15 protein-coding genes are annotated in these 13,915 nt (G+C 67.6%); 4 read left to right on the top strand and 11 right to left on the bottom strand.

The genetic code is table 11. From position 1 onward, the window contains the following. Positions 1–39: 39 nt before the first annotated feature. From BUB09_RS09770 to BUB09_RS09760, 3 genes are all read right to left on the bottom strand, one after another. On the bottom strand, positions 40–423 hold the full coding sequence (locus tag BUB09_RS09770) for an FmdB family zinc ribbon protein (protein ID WP_072897112.1): 384 nt from the start codon (positions 421–423) through the stop codon (positions 40–42). Between the two features lie 94 nt (positions 424–517). Further along, a complete protein-coding gene (locus BUB09_RS09765; protein WP_072897109.1) occupies positions 518–1,765 on the bottom strand; it encodes a threonine ammonia-lyase in 1,248 nt (415 codons plus the stop codon). Beyond that, positions 1,762–2,388, bottom strand: coding sequence for a DUF4124 domain-containing protein (locus BUB09_RS09760; RefSeq protein WP_072897108.1), 627 nt, complete (start codon positions 2,386–2,388; stop codon positions 1,762–1,764). Before BUB09_RS09760 ends, BUB09_RS09765 begins: the two co-directional genes overlap by 4 nt. A gap of 102 nt (positions 2,389–2,490) precedes the next feature. Between BUB09_RS09760 and BUB09_RS09755 the strand changes: the two genes are divergently transcribed. Then, positions 2,491–3,267 (top strand): phosphocholine cytidylyltransferase family protein, encoded by a 777-nt coding sequence (locus BUB09_RS09755; protein ID WP_072897106.1) that lies wholly within the window; start codon positions 2,491–2,493, stop codon positions 3,265–3,267. Positions 3,268–3,493: 226 nt separating this feature from the next. Here BUB09_RS09755 and BUB09_RS09750 read toward each other — a convergent pair whose 3' ends face one another. From BUB09_RS09750 to BUB09_RS09725, 6 genes are read right to left on the bottom strand one after another with little or no spacing between them, the layout of a single operon-like run. Next, complete coding sequence (locus tag BUB09_RS09750; RefSeq protein WP_072897103.1) at positions 3,494–4,279, bottom strand: nucleotidyltransferase family protein; 786 nt, start codon at positions 4,277–4,279, stop codon at positions 3,494–3,496. Continuing rightward, positions 4,276–5,400, bottom strand: coding sequence for a GNAT family N-acetyltransferase (locus BUB09_RS09745; protein WP_072897102.1), 1,125 nt, complete (start codon positions 5,398–5,400; stop codon positions 4,276–4,278). Before BUB09_RS09745 ends, BUB09_RS09750 begins: the two co-directional genes overlap by 4 nt. Positions 5,401–5,442: 42 nt before the next feature. Further along, positions 5,443–6,531, bottom strand: coding sequence for an LptF/LptG family permease (locus BUB09_RS09740; protein WP_072897100.1), 1,089 nt, complete (start codon positions 6,529–6,531; stop codon positions 5,443–5,445). Continuing rightward, the gene (locus tag BUB09_RS09735; RefSeq protein WP_072897098.1) at positions 6,528–7,733 is read right to left on the bottom strand and encodes an LptF/LptG family permease; all 1,206 of its coding nucleotides are present in this window, start codon (positions 7,731–7,733) and stop codon (positions 6,528–6,530) included. The genes BUB09_RS09740 and BUB09_RS09735 overlap by 4 nt, the downstream gene beginning before the upstream one ends. Positions 7,734–7,749: 16 nt before the next feature. Beyond that, positions 7,750–8,190 carry an HIT family protein gene (locus BUB09_RS09730; protein ID WP_072897096.1) on the bottom strand — a complete coding sequence of 147 codons (441 nt, stop codon included), beginning with the start codon at positions 8,188–8,190 and terminating at the stop codon, positions 7,750–7,752. A 32-nt stretch (positions 8,191–8,222) separates the two neighbouring features. Further along, positions 8,223–9,161, bottom strand: a complete 939-nt coding sequence (locus BUB09_RS09725; protein ID WP_072897094.1) for a metallophosphoesterase family protein — start codon at positions 9,159–9,161, stop codon at positions 8,223–8,225. 34 nt (positions 9,162–9,195) lie between these two features. Here BUB09_RS09725 and BUB09_RS09720 point away from each other — a divergent pair, with 34 nt between their 5' ends. From BUB09_RS09720 to BUB09_RS09710, 3 genes are read left to right on the top strand one after another with little or no spacing between them, the layout of a single operon-like run. After that, positions 9,196–10,356, top strand: coding sequence for a CDP-alcohol phosphatidyltransferase family protein (locus BUB09_RS09720; RefSeq protein WP_072897092.1), 1,161 nt, complete (start codon positions 9,196–9,198; stop codon positions 10,354–10,356). After that, a complete protein-coding gene (locus tag BUB09_RS09715) occupies positions 10,356–11,276 on the top strand; it encodes a diacylglycerol/lipid kinase family protein (RefSeq protein WP_072897090.1) in 921 nt (306 codons plus the stop codon). Before BUB09_RS09720 ends, BUB09_RS09715 begins: the two co-directional genes overlap by 1 nt. After that, entirely contained in the window at positions 11,273–12,220 is a 948-nt protein-coding gene (locus tag BUB09_RS09710; protein ID WP_072897088.1) for a hypothetical protein, read from the top strand. Before BUB09_RS09715 ends, BUB09_RS09710 begins: the two co-directional genes overlap by 4 nt. A gap of 91 nt (positions 12,221–12,311) precedes the next feature. Here BUB09_RS09710 and spt read toward each other — a convergent pair whose 3' ends face one another. Both spt and BUB09_RS09700 read right to left on the bottom strand, forming a co-directional pair. Then, positions 12,312–13,532 (bottom strand): serine palmitoyltransferase, encoded by a 1,221-nt coding sequence (gene spt / locus BUB09_RS09705; protein ID WP_072897086.1) that lies wholly within the window; start codon positions 13,530–13,532, stop codon positions 12,312–12,314. Further along, on the bottom strand, positions 13,529–13,786 hold the full coding sequence (locus BUB09_RS09700; protein ID WP_072897084.1) for an acyl carrier protein: 258 nt from the start codon (positions 13,784–13,786) through the stop codon (positions 13,529–13,531). The genes spt and BUB09_RS09700 overlap by 4 nt, the downstream gene beginning before the upstream one ends. Between the last annotated feature and the right edge of the window lie 129 nt (positions 13,787–13,915).

Genomic DNA, 13,915 nt, shown 5'->3' with positions numbered 1-13,915 from the left:
CGCGCCCCGGCGTTCGGCGGGACGCGGGTCGTTGCGGGGTCAGGTCGTGCTGCTGGGGCCGCTCGACGACGGCGCCGGGCTGGCAGCGGCGGGCGCTGCGGGGGCAGGCGCGGAGGCCGGCGCAGCGTCGGTCTTGGCTGCCGGCGTGGCGCCCGCCTTGCTGGCGCCTGCCGCAACACCGGCGACCGGCGCGATCGCACCACCGCTCTCGCCATCGCCGCCGGCAACGTTCTTCTTACCGTCGGTCTTGAAGTCGGTTTCGTACCAGCCGCCGCCCTTCAAGCGAAAGGCGGCCGCCGAAATCTGCTTGGTCAGCTCGGGCTTGCCGCACACCGGGCAGATCGTCGCCGGCGGATCGGACATCCGGTGGTTGATCTCGGACTGCGTCTGGCAGGCATTGCAGAAATATTCGTAAATCGGCATTCGGACTCTCGTATGGCTCCCGGACGGCGCAGCAGTCGGGGCGGGTCGATCATTTTCAAGGGCGGGGCCGCGCAGGTCCAGCGCGGCAGCGGCATCAGTCGAACTCGACTCCACCGACGCCGCGACGCACGACGAAACCGGCATTCTGCAAGTCGCCGATGATCTGCTCGACGTGTACCGGGTCCTGCGCCTCGATCATCAGCTCGAGGCTTGCGTTCTTGGCGTGCGTGCCGGCGTGCAGGCGCTGGTGATGGACCTGAACGATGTTGCCGCCACTTTCGCCGACGCGCCCCGCGACGCGCGCCAGGAAGCCAGGGCGGTCCTCGATGTCGATCGTCAGGCTGACCAGCCGCGATTCATGAACCAGCTGCCGCAGCAGCACCGAGGCCAGCAGCCGCGAATCGATGTTGCCACCGCAGATCACCAGGCCCACCTTGCGGCCGGCGAAGCGCGCCGGGTCGCTGAGCAGCGCCGCCAGGCCGGTGGCGCCAGCGCCCTCGGCGATCACCTTTTCGATCGTGGCCAACAGCCCAACCGCGCGCTCGATCGGCGCCTCGTCGACCCGCATCAGGTCGGCGACCTGCTCACGGATGATCGCCAGCGTCAGCTGGCCGATATTGCGCACCGCGATGCCCTCGGCAATCGTCTGGCCGCCCTTGACCAACGAAGGATCGCCCTGCAGTGCGGCGTAGGCCGACGGGTAACCAGCCGATTCGACGCCGACCACGCGCAACTCGGGCTTGATGCCATGCGCGGCGATGGCCATGCCCGAAATCAGCCCGCCGCCGCCGATCGGGACCACCAGCGTGTCGAGCTCGGGCACCGTGGCCAGCATCTCCAGCGCGACCGTGCCCTGGCCGGCGATGATCTTGGCGTCGTCATACGGATGGACCAGCGTCATGCCGCGGCGACCGATCAGCTCGGCTTCGAGGAAGGCCTGCGACTCGGCCAGATTCTCACCGTGCAGAATCACTTCGCCGCCCAGTTCGCGCGTGTTCTTGACCTTGGTGAACGGCGTGTTGACCGGCATCACGATGACGCTTTTGATACCCAGCCGGGTGGCGTGATAGGCCACACCCTGCGCATGGTTGCCGGCCGACATCGCCGCGACGCCGGCCGCACGCTCGGCCTCGCTGAGGCTGGCCAGCTTGTTCAGCGCGCCGCGCTCCTTGAAGGAGGCGGTGAACTGAAAGTTCTCGAACTTGAGCCAGACCTCGGCGCCAGTGATCCGCGACAGCACTCGCGAATGACGGCACGGCGTGTTGATCACCTGCCCTGCCAGCGTGTCGGCGGCGCGCAAGATGTCGCCAAACTGGACGGACTCAACAACGGGGGCGTTCATCGGGGCGGCGTGGTCCTGGGTGGGGTCGACGGGGCTTCGGGCGCTCGGCGGCCCGAACCAACGACACGGTTGCCTTCCAGCTGAACACTGCGCGTGCCCGTGCCGTCTCGGTCGCCACGATAAACCCAGCGCTCGCGCGGCGCACCGTCGCCGACTTGCGGAATCACCTGATCGGGCGCGCCCCAGGCTTGCCGCACCTGCGCGGCACTCATGCCAGCGACGACCCGACCCTCGACCACCGCCTGCCGGATGCGCTGGTCCAGCGCGGCGGCGCGATGGTGCTCGGCGAGCCAGCGGGCATCCAGCGCCTGACGACGTTCGTGCTCGCGCTGCAGGCGTTGATCATGGCGGGCCGCCAAGTCTGGCGCCGGGTTGGCTGCGATCGTCGGCGGCGTGCGCGACGGCACGGGCTGCGCCTGGGCGTCACAACGCGTGTCGGTATAAAGCGGCGCGCCGCCGTCCTGCCGAGCGCAGCGATAAATCTCGCCGGCGGTCGGCGCCGCCGGGACGAGCGCCAGCAGCGAACCGGTCAGGGCTAGGGCTAGTGACCGCCATCGATTGCGGTAGACCGGGGCTTCAAAATCGGAACAGTGACCACGACGCGGCGTCTCTGCAGCGTTCATCCGAAGGCTCCGGTCTGATATGACCTGCCGGATTATGCTGGCGGCTCGTTCACCGGACCGTAATATAATGCTCACTCTTTCCCAGTGGTCCGCGCGCCCTACATGAAGGCCATCGTTCTCAGTGCCGGCCAAGGCAGCCGCCTGCTCCCGCTAACGGTCAGCAAGCCCAAATGCCTGATCGACTTTTCCGGGCGCAGCTTGCTGGAGTGGCAACTCGAAGCACTGCACTGCGGCGGCGTGACTGAAGTCGTCGTCGTGACCGGCTTTGCCGCCGATCAAGTCGAAACGATGTTGGCGCTCCGCACGCCGGTGGGCCTCAAGGTGCGCACCGTCTTCAACCCGTTCTACAAAGTCGCCGACAACCTGGCGACGTGCTGGCTGGTGCGCCAGGAAATGGCGGGTCCCTGCCTGGTGCTCAACGGCGACACGCTGGTCGAGCCGTCGATCGTCCGCCAGCTGATCGAGGCGCCGGCATCGGCGATCACGGTCACGGTCGACCGTAAATCGCAATACGACGCCGACGACATGAAGGTCTGCGCGACGGGCCGCCGGCTGACGGCGATCGGCAAGACGCTCGATGCCGAAAGCGTCGACGCCGAGTCAATCGGCTTTCTGCGTTTTTCACCCGAAGGCGCCGCTCGTTTCATCGAGCAGATCGAGCAGGTGATGCGCACCGCCGATGGCGTCAAGCTCTGGTACCTGTCGGCGATCAACGCGCTGGCACAGGCCGGCGTTGACGTGCAGATCGAATCGATCGAAGGCCTGCAATGGGGCGAAGTCGACTTTCATCCCGATGTGGCCCGAGCCCGCACGATCACTGCTGCCTGGGCGGCGCGTTGGCTACCTCAGGTGCCGGTACGCCCGGCCGCTGGGGCCTGACAACGGGCATCTGCCCGCGCTGGCACCGGCACGAAGGTCCAACCGCAACAGCCCTTCCGCGCAGCGGTGCCGCGACGCGCCTAACGTAATCCGGCATCGTCGTCGGGCCGCTGATCGCTTGAAGCGCCATCACGACGCGACCCGTTCCATCGCTTCGGCCTCTGCTCGCCGTTGTGAGTCCGCGTCGAGTTCAGCAGCCCGAAGCGGCGCTGATTTCAGGCCAGCGTCAGCAGCCAGCGCGCGCCGCGAGCAGCCCGCGCACTAGATCCAGATCGGACGGCTTGTCGACATCGACGGCAGCCAAGCCAAACGGCATATCGACGATCGCCAAGCGTGCGCCGGCCATGCGTCCGAGCCGTGACAGCGCCTGCTGCCGACCGAGCCACCCCAGCAGATAGCGCAGCGCCGTACCCCAGCCGAGGCGCGACACCATCTTCAGCGGCTGCTTGCGTTCGGCTTCGAACGCGCGCCACACCCGGGCCACACCAGCGGCAGCGGGAGTCGCGAAATAAAAAAGGTTGCAGCCGGAGTAGCGGCCCTCGCGAAAGCGCAGCCAGGTCCGGCGCGTCGTCGGCAATGCGGCCAGAACCGCGTCGCTACCGGCCAGCGCCGCGCACACGTCCGCCGGAGCGCGCTGCGCGGCGTCGAGGAAGTAGCGTACCCACTCAGGTTCGAGCAGCGCGTGATCGGCCGTGGTCACCAGCAGCGGGGTGTCGAACTGCTGCAAGGCCAGCATCACGCTGGCGCTCGGGCTGCCGGCCGCATCGACGACCTGCAACTCGCAGGCGCCGGCAGCGGCGCGCAGCGAGGTCGATTCACGCAGCGCCTGCGGAATCTCGATGACGACGACGATCCGCCCGATCGCCTCGACCGCGGCCAGCGCGGACACGACGCGTTCGAGCATCGGCGTGCCGGCGATGTCGATCAGCGCCTTGTGACGAACACCCGCGTAGACCGCCAGCGGATCATCCGGCCCGCGCGAGCCGGCCAGCACGACAGCCGTCAGGCTCACAGCGGCTTCTCGTACAAGCGGTAGGTCTTGTAGATGCGTCCGCCCACGGTTTCGATCATCTTGCGCATCGGTTTGTTGTCTTCGAGGATCCACGACATCTCGATCTGGCGGAAGCCGCGCTCCAATGCGCGCTTGCGCATCGCCTCGACCAGCAGAAATGGAATCACGGCCGAGCCCAGCGTCGTCGCGGTGCTGCGGCGCACGCCCATCAACGGCACGCGCCCGCCGCTGACGCCACTGACTTTGAGCCGCCACAGCAAGCGCGCCCAATTGAACGGCAGCAGTTTGCCGTTGAAGCCGCGGATCGCCTCGTTCAAGTCGGGCAAGGTCACACCGAAGCCGACCGGCTTGCCATCGAGTTCGGCGATCGGAACCAGCTGTGGATCAAGCAGCGGCTTGAGCGCCTTGGCCAAGTGATCGACTTCGGCAGGCGTATACGGCACGAACCCCCAGTTACCGCTCCAGGCGTCGTTGAAGATGTCGGTGATGATCTCGATGTCGTCGCGATAGCGGCGCATGTTCATCGGCCGCACGGTGAAGCGCTGCTGATCGCGATCGACCCAGCGCTGCAGCAGCGGCGGCACCGGCTGCGTGATGTCGTAGATGTACGCGTACAAGTCGCGGATCTTGCGATAGCCCAGCGCTTCGATGCGTGCGCCGGCGTAGCGCGCGTCGTGCCCCATCAGCAACATCGGCGGCGTCTCGAAGCCGCTGACCAGCAAGCCGGTTTCCTCGTTGATCGACAAATTGAACGGGCCGAGCAGCTTGCGGCAGCCGCGTTCGCGCAGCCAGGCCTCGGCGGTGGCGAACAGCGAGGCGAACACGACGGCGTCGTCCTCGCCGCAGATCAGGCCGAAATGGCCGGCCTGTTCCTGCTGGTACGTCGGCGCCAGCTCGTCGATCTGCGCGCTGATACGGCCGACATCGCGGCCGTCGCGCGTGGCGATCCAGAACTGGGTTTTCGCATGCGCAAAGTACGGGTTATGCCGGGGCGAAAACGCTTCGGCGCGTTCGAGCTCCAGCGGCGCGATGAATTGCGGATCGCCCGCTTGCACGCGAGCGGGTACGCGAATGAAGCGCTTCATCTGCGCGGACGTCTGGACGGCTTCGATCTGCAGCATGGGGAGCCTGGAAAGAGGTAACGGGAAACGCGCCGCAGCGCGCTAGAGACGGTCGTAGCGATACAGCCAAGCCAAGCCCAGCGCACCGAACAGCAGCAGCGGCAGGCCGGCGGCCACAGCGGCCGGCAGGCGACCGCCCTGCCCCAGCGACCCGAGCAAGCCACTGACCAGCGTCATGCCCAGGCCGGCGCCGAGTGCCAGCAGCAAGGCACCGCCGCCGTGGCCGCCGCGTTGTACCGCCTGGGTCGACGGCAACGCCAGCAGCAGCATCAGCACCAGCAGCAGCGGCGCGGCATAACTACGGTACAGCGCGGTGCGATACCAACTCAGCGGCCGGTCGCCGACGCGCGCGCCGGTCAGCACGTCGAGCAGCGTGGCACTCGACATCGGCAGGCTTGGCGAATCCAGACGGCGCAAGTCGGACGGCTGCAGATTGGATCGCCACGGCGCCTGTGCCTGCTGTTCGCGCTGCAGCGTGCCGTCGCCCAAGCTGATGCTGTCCATCCGGCTCAAGCTCCAGGCGCGATCCTGCCAGTCAAGCGCATCGGCGCTGATGCGTCCGGTGAAACGCCCATCGGCATCGCGTCGGTAGATCGTCACACCGTCCAGATGGCGACCGTCGCGGCTGGCCTGTTTCACCGACACCAAGCCGTCATCGGTACGGAACCACGACAGCTGCCGATCCTGCTTGCGATCAGGATCTTTGGCTGGCGGCGCGGTCGACTGCCACCACGCGGCGAGCGCCGCTTCGCTGCGCGGCACGATGCGGTCGGCGATCGCGAACTGCAGCAGCGCAAACAACACGGCCACCGGCAGCATCGCGCCAACCACCGATCTCAGCCGGATGCCGGCAGCGCGTACCGCAACGTATTCGTGATGACGGGCCAGCGTGTAGAACGTGAACAAGCTGCCGACCAGCATCGCCAACGGCAGCGACAGCACCAACTCGGTCGGCAGACGCAGCATCGTGTAGCGCAGCACGCCGGCAAGGCCCAGGTGCCGCTTGAGGATGTCGGTGGTCACGTCGAGCATTTCCAGCAACTGCAGCAGCGCCGTCAGCGCCACCAGCACGCCGATCGTCCGCGACAGCAGCAGACGCCGCAGGTAGGCCGCCAGCGGCCCGCGCATCATGTCGATACTCCGGCTGGTGCCGGCTTGCGGCGACGCAGCTGAATACCGCCGATCAAGGTTTCGACGACGCCAACCAGTCGTGCCACCGGATTGTCGCCAGGGCTGCGCAAGCTGCCGCGGAACAGCCACAGGCTCACCGCCGAGAACATCGCGAACGGTGTCCATACCGCCGGGATCGCGCCGACCTTGCCGGTCTCGGCCAAGCTCTCGCCCAGCTGAACCCCGTGGTGCAGAAACAGCAGCATCAAGCAGGCGATGACGACGCCCGGTGCACGTCGGCCACGCTTGGCCGCCATACCCAGCGGAAACGCCAGCAGCGGCAGCAACGGCAAGCTCAGACTGCGCACCAAGCGGCCATGGAACTCGCCCGCCAACTCGGCATAAGGCTGCGGTGGCGACGGCTGATGCATCGCCGCCCACAACTCGGTGATCGTCAGCTCACGCTCGCTGTCGCCGCGCACGCGAAACGGCGGCGCGCCCGCATCGAACTGTTCGTTGGCCACGCCGCTGTCGAACGCGATGTCTTCGATGCCGTCGACGCCTGCATCACGAACGATGCGGCCAGGACCGAGCTTGAGCAGCAGCTTGCCGTCGGCCGTCGGCATCAGCTCGCCGGTGGTGGCGGTGGTCACTTCGTCGACACCGTTCGCGTCACGGCGGATGAACACCCGCGTCATCTGCCGGCCGGTGCCATCGACTTTGTCGGCCGTCAGCACGAAGCCGCGACCGGCATCGGCGAACACGTTTTCCTGCACGCGCGCATTCCAGCCGCTATGCAAGGCCTCATACAGATTTTCGCGGTAGCGGTAGCGGCTCTCGGGCTGCAGAAAGCCGAAGAGGTACAGCGCGAACAGCGACAGCAGCAGCGCCACGCCGAGAAACGGCCGCGTCAACTCCGCGATCGAGCGGCCGGCTGCGAGCATCGCATCGAGCTCGTTGTCTTCGCCGAGCTTGGCGACGACCGAGAAAATGCTGGCAAAAAACGCGGCCGGCAGCGCCAGGCCCAGGTAATGCGGCACCAGATTGGCGACCATCACCAGCACCGGTTCAAGCCCCGAGCCGCTCGCGGCGACCAGGTCGAACAAGCGCAGCAGACGCTCCAGCACCAGTGCGATCAGCACCACGCCCAGCGACAGCGCCAGCGGCGGCAGCAGCAGCCGCAGCAGATACGCTTCGAGACGTCCGGTCAGCGCCGCAATCATCGGGTGGCGCGCAGCCTCATTCGGCGGCCTGCCACAGCGCGCGCAACTCGGCCATCAGCGCATCGCGCTGCGCGGCGTCGAGCGTGATGACTTGATCCAGCGCCGGCGGTCCTGGCCATCCGGCATCGACGAAGCGGCTGCCGTGAAACTCGCGCGGCTCGGCATAGCGCGGCAGCACATGAAAATGCACGTCCGGGTCGACCATCATCAGCATCAGGTGATTGATCCGGTCGAAGCCGACCCGCTGCTGCAGCACACGCTCGGCGCGCGCGACCACCGGCTGCAACGCGGTGAAGTCGTCGGCCGGCAAGCTGCCGAACGCGCGTGCATCGCTGCGATGGACGATGGTCAGCGCGCCCAGCGTCGGCGCCTTGGGCCGCAGCAGCACCAGCCAGGGCCCGTGTTCGGCGATCAGCGTCTGCGGGTATCCGAACTTGATGGCAGTGGCATTGGGCATGTCGGCAGCGGCGATGGAGGCGGCAGCGAAGTTTAGCCGCCGATCTGACGCGGCAACGCAAACACGAAATCGCCGGCCGAGACAAAGCCTTGCCGGCCGATGTCCCACATCCGCACGCGCTGGCGCAAGCGCCAGCCGCCGGCGGCAGCCGGCTCCAGTTCCAGCAACTGCCAGCGCGAGCCGCCGTCGCGGGAACTGGGCAGCGCCGATGCTGACGGCAGGCCGAGCACCGGAATCGGCCCGGCCGGGCCGCTGATCGCATCGAGCCGTGCATCGCGCGCGTGGCCGTGAATCACCAGCTCGGCACCGTGCCGGGCCAGCAGCGCGCGCAACTCGGCGGCGTCGGCGAGCGCCTTGCGGCGCGAGATCGCGCCGGCAGCGGGTGGGTGATGGATCATCAGCACGCGGCACAAGCCGCGCCGGCCGAGCTCGTCCAGCAGCGCCGCCAGCCGCTGCAACTGCGCCGTGCCGATGCGGCCGCTGGCCAGCAGCGGCGCCGTCGGCAGCGCCGAACTGACGCCGATCAGCGCCACATCGCCGCGCTGGCGCCAATACGGCCACGCCGGATGTCCGTCGTCGCCGGCAACCCAGGGCTGCCAATGAAGCCAGCCTTGGTCCACCGGCATCGCAACCAGCGCATCGTGATTGCCGGGCACGATGCTGACGCGGTCGCGGGCGTCGAGCGCGTCGAGCCAACGAGCGGCTTGGGTGAACTCACCGGGCAGCGAGAAGTTGACGATGTCGCCGGTAATGGCCCAATGCTCAGGCTGAAACGGGCGCGCGTCGGCGATCAAGCGGTCGAGCAAGTCGGCCTGCTGCGAGCGATGGCGGCTGCGCCACCAGCTTAGGGCGCTGAGCTGGCGTTTGCTGAAGCGCTGGCGCAGCGTCAAGCGCGGCTCGAATGCCAGATGCGGGTCAGACAAATGCGCCAGCCGGAACGGGCCGACGGATGCGGTTGGGGAGGAGGTCACGGATAATGGCGGGCTTTACGGCATCGAAACGATCATGACACAGCTGCAAGCGTCTTCCGGCGGCCCGCGCGCAACCGAACGGCCCCTGGCCCTGGTGGTTGGCGATGCACCCGTGCGGCTGTGGGGTTTGAGTTCGCGGCAGCGGATCGGCCGCCAGCTGCAGCGGCTCGGCGTCGGCATCGTCGACACTGCCGACGCGGTAGCCGGCGCGCGCAGCGTGCTCGTCGTCGATGCCGGCTGGGTGTATGACGAACCGCTGGTCGCCGCGCTGGTGCAAGCCGCCAACGGCACGCTGCTGGTCGACGAGGTCAGCGGCCGGGCAGTCGCCGCCAAGGTCGATGCCGATCAGGCCGCTGCGATCGCTGCCACGCTGCTGCAAGGCGCCGATCCGGCGACACCGCTGGACCGGCGCACGCCGGCAACGCTGGCGAGCCACTACAACAACAAGCTGCGCAAACGCGAAACGCCCTACCTGCTGCCGCTGTCGGCTGCGACGCTGACGTCGATCGAAAAGCGGATGTTCAGCGGCTCGTACAAGGGCGTTACCGACGTGGTCACCAAGTACGTCTGGCCGACGCCGGCGCGCCACGTGACGCGCTGGTGCGCGATCATCGGCATCACGCCCAATCAGGTCACGTTCGTCAGCCTGCTGATGGTGCTCGCGGCGATGGCCTGCTTCTGGCACGGCCAGTTCGGATGGGGCCTGGCCGCGGCCTGGATGATGACCTTCCTCGACACCGTCGACGGCAAGCTGGCGCGGGTGACGATGAACTCATCGAAGTTTGGCGACGTGTTCGATCACGGCATCGACCTGATCCATCCGCCGTTCTGGTACTGGGCCTGGATCGTCGGGCTCGGCGCTGTCGGCCTGCCGCTGGCGCAGACGGGTTTGATTCTGGCGATCGTGATCGGCGGCTACGTCGCCCAGCGTATCGAGGAAGGCATCTTCATCAAGGCCTTCGCCATTGAGATGCACATCTGGCGCCCGTTCGACAGCTTCTTCCGACTGATCACGGCGCGTCGCAATCCCAACCTGCTGCTGCTGACGCTGTCCGTCGTCGCCGGTCGGCCCGACCTCGGCATGATCGCCGTCGCGATCTGGACGCTGCTGTGTTTCGGCGTGCATGCGCTGCAGATCGTGCAAGCGGCGCTGGCGCGCCGGCGCGGCCCGCTGACGTCCTGGCTCAGCCGCTGATGCATCAGGTCGCGCTGATCCACAATCCGCGCAGCCGCCGCAATCGCGGCTTGGCGGTGCGCTTGCCGGCCGGTCTGACGGCGGCCTCGCCGATGACGCCCGCCGAACTGCTGGCCAGCCTGCAGGACTACGCCCGGCGCGAAGTCGACCTGTTGATCGTCAGTGGCGGCGACGGGACGCTGCGCGACGTGCTCGGTCTGCTACCGCGCGCCTACGGCGATGCCCCGCTGCCCGCCATCGCGTTGTTGGCCGCCGGTAACGCAAACCTGGTCGCGTCCGACGTCGGCGCCTGCATGCCGTCACGCGACGCCTACACGCGGCTGATCGCCGCGGCCGGCGCCGGCCGCTGGCGGCGTGAGGAATCGCGCAGGCCGATCGCCGTGCAGCGCACGGGCGAAGCCGCCGTGCTCGGCTTTTTCATGGGCTTGGGGGCGCTCAACCGCGCCACGCAATACAACCACGACCATATCCGCACCGGGGGCGGTGCCTCGGTGGCCATCACGATCGCTGCATCGATGTGGCAGGCGCTGCGCGGCGTCGGCGACTGGGCGCAAGGGGATCCGATGACGCTGCGCATCGACGACGAAACACCGCGTACCGGCTCGCGCTTCCTGTTCCTGGCCAGCAGCCTGCACAACCTGATGCTGGGCCTGTGGCCGTTTTGGGGCAGCCGCAACGGCACGATGCGCTACCTCGACATCGACGCGCCGCCGCCCCAGCTGGCGCGCTCGCTGCTGCCGCTGCTGCGAGGCCGACCGACGGCCTCGATGCTGGCCAGCGGCGCTTATCGCAGCAGCAGCGCCCATGACATCGAGATCCGTTCCACAACGCCGATGATCGTCGACGGTGAACCCTACCCTGCTGCCGACGGCTGCTACCGGCTCGCTGCCGGTCCGGCATTGCGCTTCGTTACGCCATGAGCGCCGCACGAGATCCACTGCAGCGCGCCATCGCGCAGGAACTCGATCGGCCGGTGGCGCCGGCGATCGCCGCGTTCGCCGCACAGCTGGCGCAGCGCGGCGGCAATACCGTGGTGGCGGTGTTGTTCTACGGCTCCAACCTGCGCAGCGGCGATCTGGGCGGCGTGCTCGACTACTACGTGCTGGTCGACCGGCTCGCCCGCTGGCATCCGCGCCGCGTCGCCGCGATCGCCAACCAGTTGCTACCGCCGAACGTGTCGTACGAGACCACGCAGATCGACGGCGTCGATCTGCGCGCCAAAGTCGCTGTGCTGAGCCTGCAGCAGTTCCAGCGCGGCATGCGCCAGGCGGCGATCGACACGACGCTGTGGGCGCGCTTCGCCCAGCCGCTCGGGCTGGCTTGGGTGCGCGATCCAGCGGCGCGCACGCAGACCATCGCCGCCGTCTGCGCCGCTGTCGCCACGGCGGCACGCTGGGCCGCGTTGCTCGGACCCGAACGCGGTCGAGCCGTGGAGTTCTGGCAGGCCCTGTTTCAGCGGACCTATGCCGCCGAACTGCGCGTCGAGCGCGGTGGCTGCCGCGCCCGCAGCCTGATCGAGCACGAGAGCGAGCGCTACACACGGCTGCTGCCGCTGGCCTGGCGCGCGTCGAGCGTCGATTTCCGCGTCCGTGATGGCAACCTGCTGGAGCCGCGGATCAACCCGACACAGCGCCAGCTCGGCGCGCGTGCCTGGAAGCTGCGGCATGCGCTGGGCAAGCCGCTGAACCTGGCCCGGCTGGCCAAGGCGACGTTTACGTTCGAGAACGGCGCCGACTACGTGGCGTGGAAAGTCGAACGCCATGCCGGCATCCAGTTGCAGCTCAGCGCCTGGCAGCGTCGCCATCCGTTATTGGCTGCCCCGGCCGTGCTGTGGAAGCTGCGCCGCGCCAAAGCCTTGCGCTGAAGCGAGCCGAGCGCGCTCACAACGGCGGCCGCGCATAAAAAAAGCGGGCCGCCCTGCCAGGCGGCCCGCCGGATGCGGCAACGTCGGAGGATCAGGCGACCAGTGCGACCGGCTCGCGGCTCGGGATCACGCCCAGGCGCTGGCCGATGTCGGCGAACAGCGCAATCGCGGTATCGATCTGGCGCGGCGTGTGCGCAGCACTGATGCTGGCACGCATCAGCGGCTTGTTGGTCGGCGTCGCCGGCGGCAGCGCGAGGTTCACGTACAGCCCCCCGTGCAGCAGCATGTTCCAGAAGCGCACCGCGGTTTCGTTGTCGTTGACGGCGACCGACACGATCGGGCTGGCCTGCGGACCCACCTGGAAGCCAAGCGAGCTCAGGCCGTGATACAGGCGCTCGGCGTTGTCGCGCAGGCGCACCCGCATGCCCGGCTCCTGGATCATCCGACGCAGCGCCTCCTGCGTGCTGGCGATCACGGCCGGCGGCAGCGATGCGGTGAACATGTACGGCCGGCACGCGACGCGCAGCACTTCGAATCCGTCGATATCGCTGACGCAGAAGCCGCCGACGCTGCCCAGGCTCTTGGAGAACGTGCCGACGATGAAGTCGACATCGGCTTCGACGCCGGCCGCCTCGGACAGACCGCGACCGGTCGCGCCGAGCACGCCCATCGAATGCGCTTCATCGACCAGCAGATAGGCGCCGGTTTCGCGCTTGACCTGCGCGATCTCGGCCAGCGGCGCCGAGTCACCGAGCATCGAATAGATGCCTTCGACGACGATCAGCTTGCTGCCCGGATGGTCCTTCAAACGACGCAGCCGCTTGAACAAGTCGTCCGGGTCGTTGTGGCGGAAGCGGATCACTTCGGCGTGGCCGAGCCGGGCGCCGTCGTAGATGCTGGCGTGGCTGTCGGAATCGAGGATCAGGTAATCCTCGCGGCCGGCCAGCGTCGACAGCATGCTCAGATTGGCTTGGTAGCCGGTGCTGAACACCATGCCGTGGCGACGGCCATAAAACTGGGCCATCGCCAGTTCCAGATCGCGGTGCCCCGAATAGCTGCCGTTGGCGACGCGCGAACCGGTGGTCCCGGTACCGAAGCTGCGGACTGCCGCGACCGACTGCTCGATGCAGCCTTCATCGAAGGTCAGGCCCAGGTAGTTGTTGGTGCCGAGCAGTATCGTCTGGCGTCCATTGATGACGCCCTCGGTCGACGACAGGATGCGGTCGAACGTGACTTTCAGCGGGTTGGAATCAGCCGGGCCAAGCCGGTCGTAGGTCTGTGCCAGATGGTCAAACTTGGAAAGAATGCTCATGCCCGCTCGTTCTGCGTCAGTTGAACAACCGCCTTCACCAGGTCGTCGACGGTCACGATTTCCGCCACCCGATCCAGCGGAATCGATACGTCGTAGTGGTCCTCAAGGGACATCATCAGATTCATCACGGCCAGCGAATCCAGGCCAAGGTCCTGGACGATGCGGGTGCTGCCTTCGATGTCAGCCGGCCGCGTCAGCGCAGCCCTCAGGGCGTCCGTGACGTGGACGCGTATATCGTCAGGGGAGTAATTCATTCGGTCTCAACGGTATGCCCAGGTCCAGTAGGGCCTTGGATCAGCCCTGGTCGCCGGCCTAGACCATGCAAGTAGCGCGACACTGGTCACAAGCTTAGCAAACTGGCGTCACGATCCCGTAACACCCGG

It is taken from the genome of Hydrocarboniphaga daqingensis (genome assembly GCF_900129825.1).
GTDB lineage: Bacteria > Pseudomonadota > Gammaproteobacteria > Nevskiales > Nevskiaceae > Hydrocarboniphaga > Hydrocarboniphaga daqingensis.
Note: the sequence above shows the minus strand (reverse complement) of the source record. Positions and strands in the feature narration are given on the sequence as shown.

Excerpts from the sequence above, each read along its gene's own strand:
- BUB09_RS09755 (WP_072897106.1), top strand. The coding sequence starts at position 2,491 with ATGAAGGCCATCGTTCTCAGTGCCGGCCAAGGCAGCCGCCTGCTCCCG.
- spt (WP_072897086.1), bottom strand. The coding sequence starts at position 13,532 with ATGAGCATTCTTTCCAAGTTTGACCATCTGGCACAGACCTACGACCGG.
- BUB09_RS09745 (WP_072897102.1), bottom strand. The coding sequence starts at position 5,400 with ATGCTGCAGATCGAAGCCGTCCAGACGTCCGCGCAGATGAAGCGCTTC.
- BUB09_RS09765 (WP_072897109.1), bottom strand. The coding sequence starts at position 1,765 with ATGAACGCCCCCGTTGTTGAGTCCGTCCAGTTTGGCGACATCTTGCGC.
- BUB09_RS09730 (WP_072897096.1), bottom strand. The coding sequence starts at position 8,190 with ATGCCCAATGCCACTGCCATCAAGTTCGGATACCCGCAGACGCTGATC.
- BUB09_RS09735 (WP_072897098.1), bottom strand. The coding sequence starts at position 7,733 with ATGATTGCGGCGCTGACCGGACGTCTCGAAGCGTATCTGCTGCGGCTG.
- BUB09_RS09710 (WP_072897088.1), top strand. The coding sequence starts at position 11,273 with ATGAGCGCCGCACGAGATCCACTGCAGCGCGCCATCGCGCAGGAACTC.
- BUB09_RS09760 (WP_072897108.1), bottom strand. The coding sequence starts at position 2,388 with ATGAACGCTGCAGAGACGCCGCGTCGTGGTCACTGTTCCGATTTTGAA.
- BUB09_RS09720 (WP_072897092.1), top strand. The coding sequence starts at position 9,196 with ATGACACAGCTGCAAGCGTCTTCCGGCGGCCCGCGCGCAACCGAACGG.
- BUB09_RS09770 (WP_072897112.1), bottom strand. The coding sequence starts at position 423 with ATGCCGATTTACGAATATTTCTGCAATGCCTGCCAGACGCAGTCCGAG.
- BUB09_RS09715 (WP_072897090.1), top strand. The coding sequence starts at position 10,356 with ATGCATCAGGTCGCGCTGATCCACAATCCGCGCAGCCGCCGCAATCGC.
- BUB09_RS09700 (WP_072897084.1), bottom strand. The coding sequence starts at position 13,786 with ATGAATTACTCCCCTGACGATATACGCGTCCACGTCACGGACGCCCTG.
- BUB09_RS09740 (WP_072897100.1), bottom strand. The coding sequence starts at position 6,531 with ATGATGCGCGGGCCGCTGGCGGCCTACCTGCGGCGTCTGCTGCTGTCG.